Source organism: Sphingomonas sp. Leaf357, from assembly GCF_001423845.1.
GTDB lineage: Bacteria > Pseudomonadota > Alphaproteobacteria > Sphingomonadales > Sphingomonadaceae > Sphingomonas.
The window spans coordinates 42,878-58,276 of the sequence record NZ_LMPM01000003.1; the positions used below are offsets into that span (position 1 = coordinate 42,878).

At 67.2% G+C, this 15,399-nt stretch carries 18 protein-coding genes; 4 read left to right on the plus strand and 14 right to left on the minus strand.

All coding sequences use genetic code 11. From position 1 onward, the window contains the following. Positions 1–80: 80 nt before the first annotated feature. Positions 81–527 carry an MAPEG family protein gene (locus ASG11_RS16765; RefSeq protein WP_055782971.1) on the minus strand — a complete coding sequence of 149 codons (447 nt, stop codon included), beginning with the start codon at positions 525–527 and terminating at the stop codon, positions 81–83. Between the two features lie 53 nt (positions 528–580). On the opposite strand from ASG11_RS16765, the gene ASG11_RS16770 reads away from it, so the two are divergent. Next, on the plus strand, positions 581–1,048 hold the full coding sequence (locus tag ASG11_RS16770) for a GFA family protein (protein WP_055782974.1): 468 nt from the start codon (positions 581–583) through the stop codon (positions 1,046–1,048). A 36-nt stretch (positions 1,049–1,084) separates the two neighbouring features. On the opposite strand, the gene ASG11_RS16775 is transcribed toward ASG11_RS16770, so the two are convergent. From ASG11_RS16775 to ASG11_RS16810, 8 genes are all read right to left on the minus strand, one after another. After that, positions 1,085–2,347, minus strand: a complete 1,263-nt coding sequence (locus ASG11_RS16775) for a Xaa-Pro dipeptidase (RefSeq protein WP_055782977.1) — start codon at positions 2,345–2,347, stop codon at positions 1,085–1,087. Positions 2,348–2,567: 220 nt separating this feature from the next. Continuing rightward, positions 2,568–3,986, minus strand: a complete 1,419-nt coding sequence (locus ASG11_RS16780; RefSeq protein ID WP_055782980.1) for a hypothetical protein — start codon at positions 3,984–3,986, stop codon at positions 2,568–2,570. A 279-nt stretch (positions 3,987–4,265) separates the two neighbouring features. After that, positions 4,266–5,663: a dihydrolipoyl dehydrogenase gene (gene lpdA / locus ASG11_RS16785; RefSeq protein ID WP_055782984.1), complete on the minus strand. Its 1,398-nt coding sequence runs from the start codon at positions 5,661–5,663 to the stop codon at positions 4,266–4,268. Beyond that, the gene (locus ASG11_RS16790) at positions 5,656–6,111 is read right to left on the minus strand and encodes an acyl-CoA thioesterase (RefSeq protein WP_082472936.1); all 456 of its coding nucleotides are present in this window, start codon (positions 6,109–6,111) and stop codon (positions 5,656–5,658) included. Before ASG11_RS16790 ends, lpdA begins: the two co-directional genes overlap by 8 nt. After that, positions 6,108–6,512, minus strand: coding sequence for a PIN domain-containing protein (locus ASG11_RS16795; RefSeq protein ID WP_055782985.1), 405 nt, complete (start codon positions 6,510–6,512; stop codon positions 6,108–6,110). Before ASG11_RS16795 ends, ASG11_RS16790 begins: the two co-directional genes overlap by 4 nt. After that, complete coding sequence (locus ASG11_RS16800) at positions 6,509–6,769, minus strand: hypothetical protein (protein WP_055782988.1); 261 nt, start codon at positions 6,767–6,769, stop codon at positions 6,509–6,511. The genes ASG11_RS16795 and ASG11_RS16800 overlap by 4 nt, the downstream gene beginning before the upstream one ends. 52 nt (positions 6,770–6,821) lie before the next feature. Then, positions 6,822–7,061 (minus strand): hypothetical protein, encoded by a 240-nt coding sequence (locus ASG11_RS16805; protein ID WP_055782991.1) that lies wholly within the window; start codon positions 7,059–7,061, stop codon positions 6,822–6,824. 1 nt (position 7,062) lies between these two features. Then, on the minus strand, positions 7,063–8,409 hold the full coding sequence (locus tag ASG11_RS16810; protein WP_055782994.1) for a pyruvate dehydrogenase complex dihydrolipoamide acetyltransferase: 1,347 nt from the start codon (positions 8,407–8,409) through the stop codon (positions 7,063–7,065). Positions 8,410–8,578: 169 nt separating this feature from the next. On the opposite strand from ASG11_RS16810, the gene ASG11_RS16815 reads away from it, so the two are divergent. Then, positions 8,579–9,034, plus strand: a complete 456-nt coding sequence (locus tag ASG11_RS16815) for a universal stress protein (RefSeq protein WP_055782997.1) — start codon at positions 8,579–8,581, stop codon at positions 9,032–9,034. Further along, a complete protein-coding gene (locus ASG11_RS16820) occupies positions 9,034–10,320 on the plus strand; it encodes a M28 family peptidase (RefSeq protein ID WP_055783000.1) in 1,287 nt (428 codons plus the stop codon). The genes ASG11_RS16815 and ASG11_RS16820 overlap by 1 nt, the downstream gene beginning before the upstream one ends. A 394-nt stretch (positions 10,321–10,714) precedes the next feature. Here the strand turns inward: ASG11_RS16820 and ASG11_RS16825 are convergent, their stop codons facing one another. From ASG11_RS16825 to ASG11_RS16840, 4 genes are all read right to left on the minus strand, one after another. After that, complete coding sequence (locus ASG11_RS16825) at positions 10,715–11,860, minus strand: RcnB family protein (protein ID WP_082472937.1); 1,146 nt, start codon at positions 11,858–11,860, stop codon at positions 10,715–10,717. A 137-nt stretch (positions 11,861–11,997) separates the two neighbouring features. Next, entirely contained in the window at positions 11,998–12,483 is a 486-nt protein-coding gene (locus ASG11_RS16830) for a GAF domain-containing protein (protein WP_055783006.1), read from the minus strand. A gap of 152 nt (positions 12,484–12,635) precedes the next feature. Then, positions 12,636–13,061 carry an alternative ribosome rescue aminoacyl-tRNA hydrolase ArfB gene (gene arfB / locus ASG11_RS16835; RefSeq protein ID WP_055783009.1) on the minus strand — a complete coding sequence of 142 codons (426 nt, stop codon included), beginning with the start codon at positions 13,059–13,061 and terminating at the stop codon, positions 12,636–12,638. Between the two features lie 10 nt (positions 13,062–13,071). Then, positions 13,072–13,737, minus strand: a complete 666-nt coding sequence (locus ASG11_RS16840) for an RluA family pseudouridine synthase (RefSeq protein WP_055783012.1) — start codon at positions 13,735–13,737, stop codon at positions 13,072–13,074. A gap of 47 nt (positions 13,738–13,784) precedes the next feature. Here ASG11_RS16840 and ASG11_RS16845 point away from each other — a divergent pair, with 47 nt between their 5' ends. Further along, positions 13,785–14,576 (plus strand): M15 family metallopeptidase, encoded by a 792-nt coding sequence (locus ASG11_RS16845; RefSeq protein ID WP_236697573.1) that lies wholly within the window; start codon positions 13,785–13,787, stop codon positions 14,574–14,576. A 101-nt stretch (positions 14,577–14,677) separates the two neighbouring features. On the opposite strand, the gene wrbA is transcribed toward ASG11_RS16845, so the two are convergent. After that, the gene (wrbA, locus tag ASG11_RS16850) at positions 14,678–15,280 is read right to left on the minus strand and encodes an NAD(P)H:quinone oxidoreductase (RefSeq protein WP_055783017.1); all 603 of its coding nucleotides are present in this window, start codon (positions 15,278–15,280) and stop codon (positions 14,678–14,680) included. Positions 15,281–15,399: the final 119 nt, after the last annotated feature.

Here is a 15,399-nt window from a genome sequence, read left to right on the forward strand (position 1 = left end):
CCGGCGACACGCGCGTCCGACACGCTCGGCCGCCGATCGCGACGAACGGGTCGGTTGGAAGTCGCCATGCGCTCGCGGGGTCAGGTGCCCGACAGGGCGCTTGCGGCGGCCAGCATATCGACGAAGAAGCCGATCCACATCGCCGACAGGGCGACGCAGGACAGAAGGTAGGCGAAGAAGCGCGGCCGCACCTTCTTTGGCCCGATCTGGATGAAGCTGTGCACGGCGCGACAGACGACGAAGGCCCAGGCCAGCAGCACCTGAACATGGCCGGCGTGATGCGTGATCATCAGCAGCGGCACGAGCGCGAAGTACAGCACCGGCATCTCGAACAGGTTGGCGAGGTTGTTCGCCGGCATCTCCACCGGGCGGAAATAGCGCAGGGCCGCCTCGCCGCTGGCGAAGTCGCTCCCGCTCGGCGGATTGCGCTTCATGTGGCGGGTGCGCTGCACGAACAGCGTGAACCATACCGCGAACACCAGGGCGACGAGCGCAAAGGTCGGCCACAGGATCGCGATCGTGTTCATTGCACCCTCCTCCGATTATGGCATCTTTGTCCGACCGGAAGAGGAGAGCGTCAATGGCGGAATGGACCGCGCAAATGGAACTTGGGCCGATGGAGGGTGGCTGCCGCTGCGGCCGCGTGCGCTTCGCCATTTCCGCCGCGCCGCTGTTCACGGCCGTGTGCCATTGCACCGGGTGCCAGCGCATGTCGGGCAGCGCGTTCTCGACCACGATCTGCGTGCCGGTCGATGGCTTCGCCGTGACGCAAGGGGAGCCGGTGATCGGCGGGCTGCACGGCGACGAATCGCGGCATCATCATTGCGATTGGTGCAAGAGCTGGATCTTCACCCGCCTCCCGCCGCAGATGCCGTTCGTCAACGTGCGCGCGACGATGCTGGACGATGCGCGCTGGTTCGCGCCGTTCATGGAGACCTATACGAGCGAGGCCCTGCCCTGGGCGAAGACGGGGGCGGCGCACAGTTTCGCGACGTTCCCGGAGATGGAGGAGTTCGGGCCGCTGCTGGCCGAGTTTGCCGGTCGGTGAATTTCCAGCCCCTCCCATTTAGGGGGGCTTAAGGCCTCACTTCACCTGCACGCCGCCCTTGATCACCGCGCTCACCCGCTCCAGCACGCGCACGTCGGCGAGCGGATCGCCGTCCACCGCGACGATATCGCCGTAGCGGCCGACGGCGATCGCGCCGACATCGTTCGTCTTGCCCAGCGCCTCGGCCGCGTCGGACGTCGCCGCGCGGATCGCCTGCAACGGCGTCATGCCCCATTCGACCATCTTGGCGAATTGCCGACCGTTGTCGCCGTGCGGATAGACGCCGGCATCGGTGCCGAAGATCATCCGCACCCCGGCCTTCACCGCGCGCTGGAAGGTCTGGCGCTGCTTCAGGCCGATCATCTTCTCCTTGTCGAGGCTTTCCTGTTCGGTGCCATTGGCGGTGCCGGTCGCGAGGATATAGTCGTCATTGTAGATATCCATGTCGAACCAGGTCCTGCGCGCCACGGCGAGCTTGATCGTCTCGTCCGAGGCCAGGCTGCAATGTTCGATCGTATCGATCCCGGCGAGGATCGCGGTGCGGATGCCCTCGTCGCCATGCGCGTGCGCGGCGACCTTCAGGTGCAGCATATGCGCCTCGTCGGCGATCGCCTTCATCTCCTCCAGGCTGAGCTGCTGCCCGCCGACGCTGTCGCCGAGCGAGAACACCCCGCCGGTGGCGCAGATCTTGATCACCTGCGCGCCGTATTTGTGCAGCAAGCGCACCTTGGCGCGAGCCTCCTCGGGCGAATTGATCACGCTCGCTTCCTTGCGGTCGAGCGAGGGCGGCAGCGCGTTGTTGTCGCAATGCCCGCCGGTCGCACCGATCGCATAGGTCGCGGTGGTGATGCGCGGCCCGACCGCCCAGCCGCCGTCGATCGCCTCGCGCAGGCCGACATCCTGGAAGTCGCTCGATCCGACGTTGCGCACCGAGGTGAAGCCGGCCTCCAGCGTCTTCTTCGCATTGGCGACGCCGACCGCGCCCCAGAACGCATCGGTATATTGCAGCCCGCGATAGCCGCCGATCTCGGCGAGCGAGGTCAGATGGACGTGCATGTCGATCAGCCCGGGCAGGATCGTCCTGCCGCCGAGATCGATATGCCTGACGTCGCCGCCGAACTTGATCGTCCGCGCATCGGCGATGCCGGTGATGCGCCCGTCGACGATCGTCACGGCGGGATGCTCGACCGTCTTGCCCGAGATCACGTCGATCATCCGGTCGGCGGTGACGATCACGGTTTCGGCCGAGGCCGGCACGGCGGCGATCAGCGCGAACGCCGCGCCCAGGAATTTCAACATCGGACGGCAGGCTCCCTTTTCGTCGCAGGCATGTATCGATACGCGGATTTCCGATCGATACCAGTCTCCCGGATAGCCAACCTGCTGGAATGGACGGTTCCCGCTCCGTTCGTTTCGAGCGAAGACGAGAAACAGGCCTCAAGCGTTGCGCCACGGTTTCTCGACTTCGCTCGAAACGAACGGAGGGAGGGTGAGGTTCGGACCAAAGGCTCGTCAGCTTTCACCCCAGCATCCCATCGTACGTCGCCGGGCCGGGCGGCAATGCGATGCGCGCCGCCGTCGCCGCCGCGACGACCAGCGCGAGTGCCCCACCGCCGATCCACAAAGCGCGTCGTGGCAGAGCGTATCCCGCCATCAGCACCGCCGCCAAGGCCGAGGCGATCATCGCCCAGAGATGATAGCGCAGGTCCGACGCGATGCTGATCACCGCGAAACTCGCCTCCAGCACCAGCGCCGAGATCGCCAGCGCGACCGCCAGATCGCGTGCCGGTCCCGTCGAGCTTCGCGCCGCGAACATCACGCCGCCCGCCACCACGATCCACATGATCGGCCAGCCAACGGGAGTCTCCGCCACCCACGCGCCGGCCCGCGCCAGCGTGACATGCGCCTTGCCCGGATTGATCAGCCCGATCGTGTTGGGCTCGCCCCCCTCCGGCGGCGCTGCGCTCGGCACATGCGCCGGCACGATGAACCGCCATGTCATGTTGAGATGGCCGATGCGGTGTTCGGCATAGGCCAGCGGATGATAGAGGATCGCGCGCGCCCACGCCGCGCCGACCGCCCCCATGCCGACCGTTTCCAGGCGTTCGGTGATGACGCCGCACCGTCGCGGATCGGCGAGCGAATCCCAGAAGAACGGCTTGTAACAATGCCGTGCCTCGATCAGCGCCAGTTCCTCGGGCAGCAATCCACCGGTCTCGATCGTGCGCGAGAAATGCGCGATGCCGGCCATGTCGTAGAGCGGCTGGGCGCGCGTGACTCCGCTCTGCACCGCGCCGAAGACGCGGTGGTTGATCAGCGGCGAGACCGCCAGCACCAGCACGACGCCGATGGCGCCCACGACAAGTTTCCGCCCGGCGCTCCACCGCGTCAGCATCACCGCCAGCGGTACGACCGCAAACACCGCATTGCTGCGCACCAGCACCGAATAGGCGAGCAGCATGCCTGCCGCGACCGTCGCCGCGACGGGCACCGCCCGCCCCGCCAGCCGCCACCACGCGATCAGCCCGGTCGCGGCCAGCATCGCCGCCGCCATCTGCGCATCCTTCAGCACGGTGACCTGCCAGCCGAGAAACACCGGGCACGCCCCGATCGCCAGCACGACCAACCCGGCGATCCCGCGCCCGCCCCGCGCCAGCGCCACGCCCCACAGGCCGAGCCCCAGCCAATACAAGACGATCTGCGCCAGAAACATCGGCGCCGCGCCCGGCCCGAGCCGGTGCAGCAACGCCCATAACCGCGCCATCACCGGCGGGTGCCAATCGTTGTAATGGCCGCTCAACGCCTGCTGATATTGCCACACGCTGTCGTACATCGCGACGCCCGGCCAGCAGATCGCCAGCGTGGCGACGCACAGCGCCAGCGCTGCCCCGCCGATCGCGAATGGCCCACCCGCCCCGGGAAAATCGGACTTCAGCATCTACCCGTCATCACGGGACTTGTGCGGTGCTTATCCCGATCGGGCAAGTACGCTGAATGCCTGTGTCAGGACGGATCGACATTCAGCTTTCGGGCGACCGCGACAGCAATTTCCCAGCTCGACCGTCACCCCGGACTTGTTTTCGGGGTCCACGGTGCCGCAGGCTGGGCCGTTACCATTGTTCGTATCGAAAGCCGGTTGGTGGACCCCGGAGCAAGTCCGGGGTGACGCGAGAAATGGGGGCAGAACTTCCAAAGACAGCGAACGCCCCCGCCCTCCTCAGATATGCAACGCCCGCCCGTATGCCGCGAGGACGCTTTCGTGCATCGTCTCGCTGATCGTCGGATGCGGGAAGACGGTTTCCATCAGTTCCGCCTCGGTCGTCTCTAGCGTCTTGCCGATCGTATAGCCCTGGATCAACTCGGTCACTTCAGCACCGATCATGTGCGCGCCGAGCAGTTCGCCGGTCTTCGCGTCGAACACCGTCTTCACGAACCCGTCCGCCTCCCCGAGCGCGATCGCCTTGCCGTTGCCGATGAAGGGGAAGTTCCCGATCTTGACCTCGTGCCCGGCCTCCTTCGCCTTCGCCTCGGTCAGCCCGACGCTGGCGATCTGCGGGTGGCAGTAGGTGCAGCCCGGGATGTTGCGCGGGTCCATTGCGTGCGGGTGCTTGCCGGCGATCGCCTCGGCGGCGATCACGCCCTCGTGGCTCGCCTTGTGCGCGAGCCAGGGCGGCGCGGTGATGTCGCCGATCGCGTAGAGGCCGGGCACGTTGGTCTGGCAATCCGGCCCGGTTTTCAGGAAGCCGCGATCGATCTCGACGCCCAGCGCCTCGAGCCCGATCTCCTCGGTATTGGGGACGATGCCGATCGCGACGATCACATGGCTGAACTCGGCGCTGGTGACCTTGCCGTCCTTAGCCTTGATCGCGGCCTTCACCGACGTGCCGCCGACCTCGAGCTGGTCCACGCCAGCACCGGTCAGGATCGTCATGCCCTGCTTCTTCAGCGCCTTTTCGAGATGCGCGGAGATATCGGCATCCTCGACCGGCACGATCCGGTCGAGCATCTCGACCACCGTCACTTCCGCCCCCATATCGTTGTAGAAGCTGGCGAATTCGATCCCGATCGCGCCCGATCCGATGACCAGCAGCTTGGTCGGCATTTCGGCCGGCGTCATCGCGTGGCGATAGGTCCACACGCGCTTGCCGTCGGCCTTGGCGAACGGCAGGTCGCGCGCGCGCGCGCCGGTCGCCACGATGATGTTCTTGGCGGTCAGTTCGGTCGTCTTGCCATCGGCGGCGGTAACGCTGACCTTGCCCTTCCCGGCCAGCTTGCCATTGCCCATGTGCACGGCGATCTTGTTCTTCTTCATCAGGTGCGTGACACCCTGATTGAGCTGTTTCGCGACCCCGCGCGAGCGCTTCACCACCGCGTCCAGATCGGCGCCGATCTTCTCGGCGACCAGCCCGTAATCCTTGGCATGCTGCATGTAGTGGAGGATCTCGGCCGAGCGCAGCAGCGCCTTGGTCGGGATGCAGCCCCAATTGAGGCAGATGCCGCCGAGCAGTTCGCGCTCGACGATCGCCACCTTGAGGCCGAGCTGGCTGCCGCGGATCGCCGCGACATAGCCGCCGGGGCCGGAACCGAGCACGATGAGGTCATAAGTATCAGCCACGAGAGGCTCCTTCTGAGGGTGCGATATGGTCGATCGGACGGGGTTCGATCGGACGGGATTCGATCGGGCGGGATTCGATCGGGCGGGGGCGATCGTCGTCGCCCATCGCCACCAGTGTAAATCTGCCGGTCGCCGCTTTCGACGCACCTTCGCCGTGGCGGTCGCGCCGCCAGACGTCCACCGCGACGGTCATCGAGGTGCGGCCCGTCGCGACGATCTCGGCATGGAAGGACACTTCCTCGCCGATGCTGACCGGCGCGGTGAAGCTGAACGCGTCCGCCGCGACGACCGGGCAGCGCGCGCCGCTATGCCGCGACGCGACCGACCCCGCCGCCAGCGCCATCTGTCCCATCAGCCAGCCGACGAAGATCTTGCCATAGGGATTGGCATCCACCGCCATCGCGGTCGCCCGGATCGCGGGGGCGGTTTGGGGATACAGTTCACTCATGCCATACCGACCGCGGCGAGAATGTTACGCGTCTTCCACACCGGGACGCCTACGCCAAAGAAATCCCGGTCGTGTGACCAGATGTCGGCGTCCAGTTCGATAGCAGCGGCCAGTACCGGCCAATCGGGTTGTCCTCGCGCGTCTAAGCGTCTGCGAGCGATATCCTCGGACGGTTGCAGAGCCGTGGACTCGATCATCCTGACACGACTGAGGATCTGTCCGACGGCAGTATCCGCGCCGGAACGGTCGAACCCGAAATGCCGTTGCAGCACCTTCAAAACCTCAAATGCCTGCGCCTCGGGGATCAACAACTCCGCGCCTTCCGCCACCAGAACGGCGATCGGATCGGTTCGACCCACGATGGCGCTGATGACGATATTGGAATCGAGAACCAGCCTCACGAATCCAGGATTTCACCGTCGGGGCCTAAACCGTAATCCTTCATGCGCTGTTCCCAATCGGGCGTGCGTGCCTTCCATTCTTCGCGAACTGCATCCAACCGCGCTTCGATCTCTGCCCAATCGCGTACGCGCTCAGCCGTATCGCGCATTGGCTTGTATTCGCCCACGATCCTGCCGTTCTTGGTGACGAACACCTGTTCCTTGCCTTCCGCGATCTCGCTGAAGCGCTCACGAAACTCTTTGACGCCGAGCATCATCAGTGAATCTCCAGTCGGTGTAACGTAAGGTTACACCTTTTCGCCTGCCAACTCAATCGACCGGGTTCCGGTCGCCATTTGCCGAGCTGTCGTCGGCGCGGCGGGCCTGGCGCAACGGCCGAATCCCCATGAAGATGATCACCGCCGCCGATGCCCAGGCGACGGCCCAGATCGCGTCATGGGCGTGGGGCACGGCCCAGGCCGCGAGCGAGGCGAACACGCCGGTGGCGATCACGCCGGTCACGATGTGCAGCAGCTCCAGGAGCGTTCGCCTGCCCCCGAAAGCGGACATGTCAGGCCACCATGCCCAGCGGGTTTTCGACCAGGGCCTTGAACGCCTGCATCAGCTGCGCGCCGTCCGATCCGTCGATCGCGCGGTGATCGAAGCTGCCGGTCGCCGACATCACCGTCGCCACGCCGAGCGCTCCGTCGACGATGTACGGCCGCTTCTCGCCCGCGCCGATCGCCATGATCATCGCCTGGGGCGGGTTGATGACGGCGTCGAAATTCTTGATCCCGAACATGCCCATGTTGCTGATGCTCGCGGTGCCGCCGGTATATTCCTCAGGCTTCAATTTCTGATCGCGGGCGCGCGCGGCGAGATCCTTCATCTCGGTCGAGATCTGGCTCAGCGTCTTGGTGTCGGCATGGGTGATGACCGGGGTGATCAGGCCCGACGGCGCGCTGACCGCGACCGAGATGTCGGCGCGGCCGAACGCGATCAGCTGGTCCGGCGTGAACATCACGTTGCACGACGGCACCTGGATCAGGCTGACGGCCAGCGCCTTGATCAGCAGATCGTTGACCGACAGCTTCACGCCGCGCGCCTCAAGCGCGGCGTTCAGTTCGCCGCGCAGCTTGAGCAGCGCATCGAGCCGGATGTCGACCGTCAGGTAGATGTGCGGCACGGTCTGCTTGGATTCGGTCAGGCGGCGCGCGATCGTCTTGCGCACGTTGCTGAGCTTGGTCGCCTCGTGCGGGATGTCGGGGATCGCGGCGGGCTTGGCGGCGGTCGTCGGAGCAGGTGCTGCGGCGGCGGGCGCTGCAGCCGGCGCGGATGCGTCGGCCTTCGGCGCGGGTGCGGCGCCGGCCTCGGCACCGTCCAGGTCGGCCTTCACGATCCGTCCGTTCGGGCCGGACCCGGTGAGCGCGGACAGTTCGATGCCCTTTTCGGCGGCGAGGCGGCGCGCCAGCGGGCTGGCCTTCACGCGTTCGCCTTCCCCTCTCCCCTTGGGAGAGGAGGGAGCCGCGTCAGCGGCGGGGGGCGAGGGCGAAGTCGAGGGTGACGGGGGTGTCGGCGTGCCGCCCTCACCGCGCGGCGCGTGCGCGCCTTGCCCCTCTCCCGATGGGAGAGGGGAAGAAGCAGCCTCCGCCTTGGGCGCGGCATCGGCGCTTTCGCCCTCTTCGAGCAGGGTGGCGATGACCGTGCCGACCTTCACGTTATCCGTGCCCTCGGCGATCAGGATCTTGCCGATCGTGCCTTCGTCGACCGCCTCGAACTCCATCGTCGCCTTGTCGGTCTCGATCTCGGCCATCAGGTCGCCCGATTTGACCGTGTCGCCTTCCTTGACCAGCCACTTGGCGAGCGTGCCCTCCTCCATCGTCGGGGACAAAGCGGGCATCTTGATCTCGATCGGCATGGGCTTCCTCTTGCTCGGTGCCGCGGGTCGATTCCTGGGGAGGGGGTCGATTCCGGTGCGCCGGCGATCCTTCGTCTCCGCGTTCGCCGAGGTCAAGACCGGCCCTTGCGCCAAAAGCCGCATAGCGGCACCTATACGCGATAATCCACGACGGGTGGGGGGAGCGAGCATGCGCATCTATCTGGTGGTGGTGGACGAGACGCCCGAAGCGAGCATCGCGCTGCGCTTCGCCGCGCGCCGGGCGGTTAAGACCGGCGGCGGGGTCGAGATCCTGACGCTGATGCCGCCGTCGGAATTCGGGCCCTGGGGCGGGGTGCAGGCGACGATCGAGGAAGAGGCGCGCGTCCATGCCGAGGCTTTGGTCGCCGGCGCGGCCGGCACTCTGCTGGAGGAATCCGGCCTGCGCCCGTCGATCACGCTGAAACAGGGCGACGGCCCCAAGATCATCCGCGAGATGATCGCCGCCAATCCCGATATCGCGGCGCTGGTGCTCGGCGCGGCGGCGATTGGTGCGCCCGGCCCGCTGGTTACCCATTTCGCCGGCGCGGATGCGGGCGCCCTGCCCATCCCGCTGATGATCATCCCCGGTTCGCTGACCCGCGACGATATCGATCGGCTGTCCTGATGCGTTACCTGCCTCTGCTCGCTTTAGCCTTTGCCATGCCCGCCACGGCGCAGGACAGACCCGATCCAGTCCGCCTGAAAGCAACCGTCGCCAAGCTGGTGAGTTTCGGCACGCGCCACACGCTGTCGTCGCCCGACGATCCGGTGCGCGGCATCGGCGCGGCGCGGGCCTGGGGCGGCGCGGAGATGACTCGCATCGCCGATGCCTGTGGCGGGTGCATCGTCGTGTCGAACATCGCGCGCACCATGGTCTCGCCGCGCACGCCGGACGGGGCCAACATCGTCGACGTGCTGGGCTTCCAGCAGGGCAGCGACCCCAGGCGCGTGGTGATCGTCGCCGCGCATATCGACAGCCGCGTCAGCGACGTGATGGACGCGAAGAGCGACGCGCCGGGCGCGAACGACAATGCCTCGGGGTCGGCCTTGGTGCTGGAGGCCGCGCGGATCCTGTCGAAGCAGAAGTTCCGCGCGACGATCGTCTATGCGCTGCTGTCGGGCGAGGAACAGGGGTTGCTCGGCGGGCAATTGCTGGCCGAGACGGCGAAGGGGAAGAACTGGGTCGTCACCGCGATGCTCAACAACGACATCGTCGGCAATTCGATCGGCCAGGGCGGCGCGAGCGACGTCAAGACCGTGCGCGTCTTTTCCGAAGGCATCCGCGCGTCGGAGGACCTGCCCGCGCAGATCGCGCGGCGCGGCAATGGCGGCGAGGATGACGGCCCGTCGCGCAGCCTCGCCAAGGCGATCGACGGGATCGCCGGCACTGTACCCGGCGGGCTCGACGTGTTCGTCGATCGCCGGCCGGATCGCTTCGGCCGCGGCGGCGATCACGAACCGTTCCTGAAACTCGGCTTTCCGGCGGTCCGCTTCACCTCGGCGGTGGAGAATTGGGACGCGCAGCATCAGGATCTGCGCACCGAAAAGGGTGTGGTGTTCGGCGACATGATCGATCGGATGGACTTCGCCTATCTTGCCAAGGTGACCGCGATCAACGTCGCCACGATCCGTCGCCTCGCCGCCGCGCCGGCCGCGCCGGACAAGGTTACGATCTCGGGCGATCTGTCGCGCGACACGAAGGTCGTGTGGGCAGCGATTCCGGGCGCGATCTCCTACCGCGTCCGCTGGCGCCGATCGGATGCGCGCGACTGGACCGACAGCGTCACGGTGTCGGGGCCGGAGACCGTGCTGAGGAACGTGCCGGTGGACGACAATCTGATCGGCGTGTCGGCCGTGGCGGCGGACGGCGCGGAGAGCCTGGTTACGTTCGGAGAGCGCGGGAAGCGGTGATAGGTTGTTGCGAGGGCCTATCTACGAGCAGCAGGTCTAACCCGATTTCTTCCCCGTCACCCCGGACGTGTTCCGGGGTCCACCGTGCCGCCAACGCCACGATCTCCAATAGTCTGCAGAGAAAGCCGCTTGGCGGACCCCGGAACAAGTCGGTGCTTATACCTTTCGAACACGTATTCGTCATTCCCGCGCAGGCGAGAATCCATACTGGCTTACCTTTCGCTTCGTGAACGGCGTCAGAGCTTATGGATCCCCGCCTTCGCGGGGATGACGGCTTCATACTTGCTCGAGAGGTATAAGCGCCGAACAAGTCCGGGGTGACGGCTTGAGTTCACCAACCAGAACCCCCGCACCTTTCGGCCCGGGGATCGTTCTGGTCAGAAGAAAGAACCCCTCAGCGGCACGCGCACGCGCAGGTGCAGGACCGCAGCTTGGGCCGGGGCTTCCAGGCCGCCTTCTTCTTCCACACGCGGCGCGGGGCGGCGTAGGTCGTTTCGACATATTCGGTCGTCGTGGTCGTCGTCTCGATCGGGGCCGAGCCGACCGTCACGACGGTGCGGGTGGTCGGCGGATACCAATAGCCGCCGCTGACATAGCCGCCCTGCTGATAGTCCGTGCTGTAGCTGCTCGTGGAATAGCCGCCCGACTGGACCACTTCGCGCGGCGGCGCGTAGCTGACGCCCGGTTCCTGATAATAATCGCGTGGCGGGGGCGCGTCGTAACGGCGGCGATCCTCCGCCTTGTCGATCGCATAGCCGGCCGCTGCCCCCACGCCGGCACCGATCAGCGAACCCGCCACGCGGTTGCCCCGGCCGCCGATCGCGTAACCCGCGCCGGCACCGACCACGCCACCGATCACCGCGCCGCCGACGCCGTTGTCGCGACGATCGCGATACTGGCCCTGATATTGCGGCTGGCCGGAATAGTAATCGGACTGGCCGGCGGCATAGCCGTCCGCATAATAACCGCCGTCCTGATAGCCGCCATCGGCATAATAGCCGTCATCGTAGCGGTTCCAGTCGATCCCGCCGACCGAATCCCACACGCGGCCGCGCTGGTCGACCAGCACGGCGTCGTCATAATAACGCGACCAGCTATAGCCATAGGGCGGCGTCGACAGGCCGTAGGTCGTGTAGTCGCCGATATAGAAGCTCGGCGCGATCCAGTAGCGCGGCAGCGTCCAGCCGCGCGCCGGGCGGCGGTAGGCGTTCCAGCCGCCGGGCGCATGCATGCCGGCATACCAATGGCCGTTGACGTTGCCGCCCCAGCGCGGCTGGCGCACCTGGCCGGGACGCGAACCGTTCCAATTGCCGCCCTGCCCGGGACGTGGGCCGTTCCAGGTACCGCCCTGGCCGGGGCGAGGCGCGTTCCAATTGCCGGCGCGCGCCTGGTTCCAGGCGCCGCCCGTCGTGGTCGTGACGGTCGGCGCGCTGCGGATCACGGTCGTTCCGGCCGTGGTTCCGGCGATTCGCTGAGCGTCGGCGGCGATCGGCGCGACCCCCAACGACACTAAAAGGGCAGCAATGGTGAAGGTCCGCATGGTAAACGCTCCTGTTGTGACGCCACGCCCCCCGGGCAGTGTCGGACAATCTTAAGCAATCGGTTACCATTTCCCCCGGCGCGCCTCCAGACCAAGCTATGGTTTACGACCTGTCCCGAAACGGATCAGGCGCACCGTCAGCCGACCAATCTGGGGCCGAGCAGCGCGACCAGCGCCTCGCACCCGGCGGCATCCCCGGCATCGAAGCGCGCCGGTTCCGGGCTGTCGAGATCGAGCACGCCGATGAGCTCGCCTTGATGAACGATCGGCACCACCAGTTCGGACCGGCTCGCCGCGTCGCACGCGATGTGCCCGGGAAAGGCGTGCACGTCCGCGACCAGTTGCGTCTCCCGGGTAGCCGCCGCCGCGCCGCACACGCCCGCGCCGATCGCGATGCGGATGCACGCCACCTTGCCCTGGAACGGCCCGAGCACGAGTTCGCCGTCGACCGCGCGATAGAAGCCGGCCCAGTTGAGATCGGGCAGATATTCCCACACCAAAGCGGCGGCGTTGGCCATGTTGGCGATCGGATCCGGTTCGTCCGCCGTCAGCGCATCCAGCGCGGCGAGCAGATCGCGATAGAGTTCGGATTTGGTGCCGGTGGCGATGTCGAACTGATACATGATGCTTTCTCGTATTTCTCGCTGCTTCCCCCCCTGAAAGGGAGGAATGGGGGTCGGTCGGTATGGGCCGGGCCCAGCGTTCCGTCGAGAGCGACCCACCCCCGCCCCCTCCCTTCCAGGGAGGGGAGAAGACTTCCGGTAGCCGGCCAAACTCAATCCAGCGTCACCCTGCCCCGCCCCGCCTTCACGTTCGCCCGGCCCTTCTTCGCATCCACGCGCCGGGCCTTCGCGGCCTTGCTCGGCTTGGTCGGCCGGCGCTTCTTGGGCACGATCGTCGCCTCCCGAATCAGCTCGATCAACCGCTCCCGCACTTCCTGACGGTTTAGCAATTGCGAGCGCGAGCCTTCGCTGCGCAGCACCAGCACGCCGTCTCGCGTCAGCCGCGATCCGGCCAGCACGGCGATGCGGTTCTTGACCGCCAGCGGCAATCCGGGGGAATTGCCGACATCGAACTTCAGGATCACCGCGCTGTCGGTGGTGTTGACGTGCTGCCCTCCCGGCCCGCCGGAGCGCGTCGTCGTCTCGATCAGTTCGCTATCGTCGATCGCGATCGTGCGGGTGACGGGGATCGCGACCATCGCCCGCCTGTCAGCCTTCCGATCCCGGCTCGGCCGCGAAGCCCGCCTCGGCGAAGCGTTCGGGCAGCGGGGCCTTGGCGACGATCGGATCCTTGCCCTCGCGCGGCACGGTCAGTTCGGCGGCATGCAGCAGCGTGTGCTTGCCGCCCGAGCCGTAGATCGGATCGCCGACCACCGGCGCGCCCAGCGCCTCGGCGGCGTGGACGCGGATCTGGTGGGTACGTCCGGTCTGCGGCAGGAACTCGACGAAGCTGCGCCCGTCCTTTACCGCCAGCACGCGCCAGCCGGTGCGCGCCGCCTTGCCCTCGGGCGAACCGATCATTCGCCAGCCTTCCTCCGCGCTGCTGATCTTGGCCAAAGCGAGATCGATCATCCCGCTCTCGCCCTCCGGCACGCCGTCCAGCACCGCCAGATACCGTTTCGTCACCAGCCCCTGTTCGAACGCCTGCTGGAAGCGCGCATGCGCCTTGGGATTGCGCGACATCAGCAGACAGCCGGACGTGTCGCGATCCAGCCTGTGGACCGGATGCGGCCAGCGGCGGAAGCCGAATTTCAGCCCGTCGAGATGGTTTTCGAGGCTGATCGAGCCATCGCGCGGCCGGTCGACCGGCAGCCCGGCGGGCTTGTCGATGACCAGCGCTTCGCCGTCGAGAAAAAGAACATGATTTGCCAGCATCCCGCCCCCTTGCCACCGCTTGGGGACGCATGCCAGAGAAACACCTTGTGGTAAGACATCGAAAGCGCGCGATCCGGGTCGCAACTTGGTGCGTGGCGCTGGTTCCGGCGATCGCCGTGGCCGCGCCCGAGCAGCTGTGCGCCGGGCAATTGGTCCAGCCCGGCCCGGACGGCCGGGTGCTCGGCCATCTGCCCTATATCCAGGTCGGTGCCAGCGATCTCGTGCCGGCGCCAAAGGGTTTCGCGCTCGGCCAGCCCTGCCTGATCCACCGCGATGCCGCGCCCGATCTCGCGCGCCTGCTCCACGCCGCCGCCGGGGTGCCGGGCGTGGCGGGGCAGTTGCGCGCGATCTCCTGCTATCGCACGATCGTGCACCAGCGGGGCGTGTTCTGCAGCCAGATCGGGCCGGGCAAGCGCTGCGCCGACGCGGCGGAGCGCGCCCGGGCGGTCGGGCCGCCGGGGTTCAGCGAACACGCGACCGGCTATGCGATCGATTTCGGCATCCGCCCGTCGCGCGGCTGCGCCGACGTCGATTCCTGCATCGCGGCGACCGTGCCGGGCAGATGGCTGTTGGCCAATGCGCCGGGCTTCGGGTTCGAACTGTCCTTCCCGTCGGGCAACGCGCAGAACGTGACATGGGAGCCGTGGCACTGGCGCTGGGTCGGCAATGCGATCACCGCACGGGGCGCGTCGCGGGCGCGCGCCGTGTTCGCCGTGGCGCGGTACAGTTTTCCGGCCAGTCCGGCGATCACCGACATGACCGACCGCCGGCGCGTGGCGCAGGTGGATCGGGTGCCGGCGCTCCCGCCCAAGCCGCCGGCGAAATTGGCGGCGCGGTAAACACTAGCCTCCGTTCGCCCTGAGCCTGTCGAAGGGCATGGCCCGGCGCTTGGGCTTCGACAGGCTCAGCCCGAACGGAGGTTGAGGATGGCAGTCGCGCTTTACGCGGCCAGCTTCGCCGCCGTTTCCGCGACGCGCTTGCCCTGATAGCGGGCACCGTCCAGCTCCACCGCGCTCGGCTGGCGGCTGCCGTCGCCGTCGGAGATCGTGGTCGCGCCATAGGGCGATCCGCCCTTCACCTCGTCCACGCCGCCCTGGCCCTGGAAACCGTAATCGAGCCCGACGATCGTCAGGCCGTGATGCAGCAGGTTGGTGATGATCGAGAACAGGGTCGTCTCCTGCCCGCCATGCTGGCTCGCGGTCGACGTGAACGCGCCGCCGACCTTGCCGACCAAGGCGCCCTTGAACCACAGGCCGCCGGTCGTGTCCCAGAACGCCGCCATCTGGCTCGGCATGCGCCCGAAGCGGGTCGGCGCGCCGACGATGATCGCGTCGTAGCCGGCCAGGGCATCCGGGCCTTCGATCGTCTCGTGCGCGGTGTCGGCCTTGAAGCCGGCGGCCTTGGCGATCTCGGCCGGGGCGGTCTCCGGCACGCGGCGGATGTCCACCTCGGCCCCGCCGGCGCGCGCGCCCTCGGCGACGGCGTCCGCCATCTGTTCGATATGGCCGTAGGAGGAGTAATAGAGGACGAGGACTTTGGTCATGGGAGGTCTCCTGTTTAAAATCTGTCCGTCTCCCCAGCGCAGGCTGGGGTCTCACGGGGCGGGCACAGCACCTGCCCCTTAGAGACCCCAGCCTACGCTGGGGTGACGGTTCGGGGTTG

Bases quoted from the DNA above. Each gene is read 5' to 3' on its own strand.
- ASG11_RS16765 (WP_055782971.1), bottom strand. From the start codon at position 527: ATGAACACGATCGCGATCCTGTGGCCGACCTTTGCGCTCGTCGCCCTG.
- ASG11_RS16825 (WP_082472937.1), bottom strand. From the start codon at position 11,860: ATGCGGACCTTCACCATTGCTGCCCTTTTAGTGTCGTTGGGGGTCGCG.
- ASG11_RS16780 (WP_055782980.1), bottom strand. From the start codon at position 3,986: ATGCTGAAGTCCGATTTTCCCGGGGCGGGTGGGCCATTCGCGATCGGC.
- ASG11_RS16800 (WP_055782988.1), bottom strand. From the start codon at position 6,769: ATGATGCTCGGCGTCAAAGAGTTTCGTGAGCGCTTCAGCGAGATCGCG.
- ASG11_RS16820 (WP_055783000.1), top strand. From the start codon at position 9,034: ATGCGTTACCTGCCTCTGCTCGCTTTAGCCTTTGCCATGCCCGCCACG.
- ASG11_RS16805 (WP_055782991.1), bottom strand. From the start codon at position 7,061: ATGTCCGCTTTCGGGGGCAGGCGAACGCTCCTGGAGCTGCTGCACATC.
- ASG11_RS16790 (WP_082472936.1), bottom strand. From the start codon at position 6,111: ATGAGTGAACTGTATCCCCAAACCGCCCCCGCGATCCGGGCGACCGCG.
- ASG11_RS16810 (WP_055782994.1), bottom strand. From the start codon at position 8,409: ATGCCGATCGAGATCAAGATGCCCGCTTTGTCCCCGACGATGGAGGAG.
- ASG11_RS16770 (WP_055782974.1), top strand. From the start codon at position 581: ATGGCGGAATGGACCGCGCAAATGGAACTTGGGCCGATGGAGGGTGGC.
- ASG11_RS16775 (WP_055782977.1), bottom strand. From the start codon at position 2,347: ATGTTGAAATTCCTGGGCGCGGCGTTCGCGCTGATCGCCGCCGTGCCG.
- wrbA (WP_055783017.1), bottom strand. From the start codon at position 15,280: ATGACCAAAGTCCTCGTCCTCTATTACTCCTCCTACGGCCATATCGAA.
- ASG11_RS16815 (WP_055782997.1), top strand. From the start codon at position 8,579: ATGCGCATCTATCTGGTGGTGGTGGACGAGACGCCCGAAGCGAGCATC.
- ASG11_RS16840 (WP_055783012.1), bottom strand. From the start codon at position 13,737: ATGCTGGCAAATCATGTTCTTTTTCTCGACGGCGAAGCGCTGGTCATC.
- arfB (WP_055783009.1), bottom strand. From the start codon at position 13,061: ATGGTCGCGATCCCCGTCACCCGCACGATCGCGATCGACGATAGCGAA.
- ASG11_RS16830 (WP_055783006.1), bottom strand. From the start codon at position 12,483: ATGTATCAGTTCGACATCGCCACCGGCACCAAATCCGAACTCTATCGC.